General features: G+C 66.2%; 2 protein-coding genes. Both read right to left on the bottom strand.

The window, feature by feature from the left end; translation table 11 throughout:
* Positions 1 to 136: 136 nt before the first annotated feature.
* Complete coding sequence (locus CF70_RS18930) at positions 137 to 697, bottom strand: NADPH-dependent FMN reductase (RefSeq protein WP_035867891.1); 561 nt, start codon at positions 695 to 697, stop codon at positions 137 to 139.
* Positions 698 to 836: 139 nt separating this feature from the next.
* Complete coding sequence (locus CF70_RS18925; RefSeq protein WP_035867889.1) at positions 837 to 1,913, bottom strand: enoyl-CoA hydratase/isomerase family protein; 1,077 nt, start codon at positions 1,911 to 1,913, stop codon at positions 837 to 839.
* Positions 1,914 to 2,078: the final 165 nt, after the last annotated feature.

Here is a 2,078-nt window from a genome sequence, read left to right as displayed (position 1 = left end):
CTCCCCCCCGCGCCCGCTGCCCTGTCGGCAGCGGGCGTCAGTGCTTTTTGGGGTGTGGTTGACGTTGATTCCTGTTGCTTGACGTCAAAGACTTCAAAGTCAGGGGCCTGAAGTCAAAGACGGCCCCCTGCCAGTATCAGCGCGGTGCGTTGCGCTCGATCCAGGCTTCGAAGGTTGTCAGGTATTTGCCCAGGAAGCCGCGAGTGGATTCGTTGGCGATGCCGCCTTGTTCGTCGAACAGTTTATCGACACCGCTGATATAGGCTTCCGGCTGCTGCAGCACGGGGATATTGAGGAAGACGAGCGACTGGCGCAGGTGGTGATTGGCGCCGAAACCGCCGACGGCGCCCGGCGACGCGCTGATCACACCGCCCGGCTTGCCGTCCCAGGCACTCTTGCCGTAGGGGCGGGAGCCGACGTCAATGGCATTCTTGAGTGCCGCCGGTACCGAGCGGTTGTATTCCGGCGTCACGAACAGCACGGCGTCGGCACGGCGGATGCGATCACGAAAGACCACCCACGGCGCGGGCGGGCTCGCGTCTTCATCCTGGTTGTACAGCGGGAGCTGCCCGATCTCGACGATCTCGAGCTTGATGCCTGCCGGCGCCAGCGCGGCCAGCGCCAGCGCGAGCTTGCGGTTGAAGGAGTCCTTGCGCAGGCTGCCTACCAGTACGGCTACGTCACGGGGAGTACTCATCGCGATTCCTTTCTCGTTCACTGCACCATGGGTGGCAGGACACAACCGTCCTGGTCGGCACAGACAGCGTGCTGCGCGCAGCGGCAGGTCCAGACGACACTCTAATCCATTTGCGGGAAAGGAACCGCCCGGCACGTGCCTACAGCGACGCTAGGGGATGTCCGCCGCGCGCCCAGGGACTGTCGAAGAAGGCGCGCACGCGTTCGCGGCTTACCTCATCCAGGCGCGCGGGCTGCCACTTGGGCGCATGGTCCTTGTCGACCGCCAGCGCACGAATGCCCTCGACGCCATCGCCGTGACGGAACACGTAGTACATCATGTCCAGCTCCATGCGCAGTTCGTCTTCCAGCGACATGGTGCGGGCGCGGCGGATTTGCTCCAGCGTGACATTCAGCATCAGCGGCGAGCGTGCGCGCAGCATGGCGGCTGTCTGCGCGGCCCAGTCGGAGCCGGCATCGCTGACCGCAGCGAGGATGTCGATCACCGAGGCGGCGGCGAACAGACGGTCGATATCTTCCTGCAGCGCGGCCAGCTGGCTCTCCCCCGGCGGGCAGGCGGCACGGTGCGCGGCGGTGGCCCCGTCGATGCATGCCAGCACAGCGTCGCCATCGGCGAAGTCGCGGGCACGCAGGGTGTCCACCAGCTCGGCCATCGCATTGGTCGGCAGGTAGGCATCGGCCAGGCCGGCATGCAGTGCGTCGGCGGCATGGATCATGGCGCCGGTCAGGCCCAGGTATTCGCCCAGGCGGCCTGGCGTGCGCGACAGGAACCAGCCGCCGCCCACGTCGGGAAACAGGCCGATATTGGTTTCGGGCATGGCCATCTTGGTCCTCTCGGTCACCAGCCGGCGGCGCGCACCTTGCGAGATGCCCATGCCGCCGCCCATCACCACGCCATCCATCAACGCGATATAGGGCTTGGCATACCGGTGGATCAGGTGATTGAGCGCGTACTCCTCGACAAAGAACTGGTCGAGCGAAGGATCGCCGGCCTGCGCGGCCTTATGGAAGAAGCGAATGTCGCCGCCGGCGCAAAAGGCCTTGCCGCCAGCGCCGGCGATGACCACCGCCACCACCTCGGGCGCCACCGCCCAGTCATTGAGCGCCGTGGTAATGGCGCGGATCATCTCCAGCGAAAGCGCGTTGAGCGCCTGGGGCCGGTTCAGCGTCAGGTAGCCGATACCGCCGCGAATCTCGCTTGCGACCAATTCAGTCATGTCTCTTTCTCCGCGAATGCAACCCGCAACTTTACACCAGCCGCGCCGCATGCCGCACCCGCCGGCGCATGGCGCGCGGCGTGCCGTTCAGCGCCGCCGCGCGCCATCCTCTCAGGCCACCCGGAACGCCGACATCAGCCCGGTCAGGCGCTGCGCCTGGTCTTC

Origin of the sequence: Cupriavidus sp. SK-3 (assembly GCF_000611145.1) — a bacterium.
Taxonomy (GTDB): Bacteria; Pseudomonadota; Gammaproteobacteria; order Burkholderiales; family Burkholderiaceae; genus Cupriavidus.
Note: the sequence above shows the minus strand (reverse complement) of the source record. Positions and strands in the feature narration are given on the sequence as shown.

Coding starts and splice junctions, on each gene's coding strand:
- CF70_RS18930 (WP_035867891.1), bottom strand. CDS start 697: ATGAGTACTCCCCGTGACGTAGCCGTACTGGTAGGCAGCCTGCGCAAG.
- CF70_RS18925 (WP_035867889.1), bottom strand. CDS start 1,913: ATGACTGAATTGGTCGCAAGCGAGATTCGCGGCGGTATCGGCTACCTG.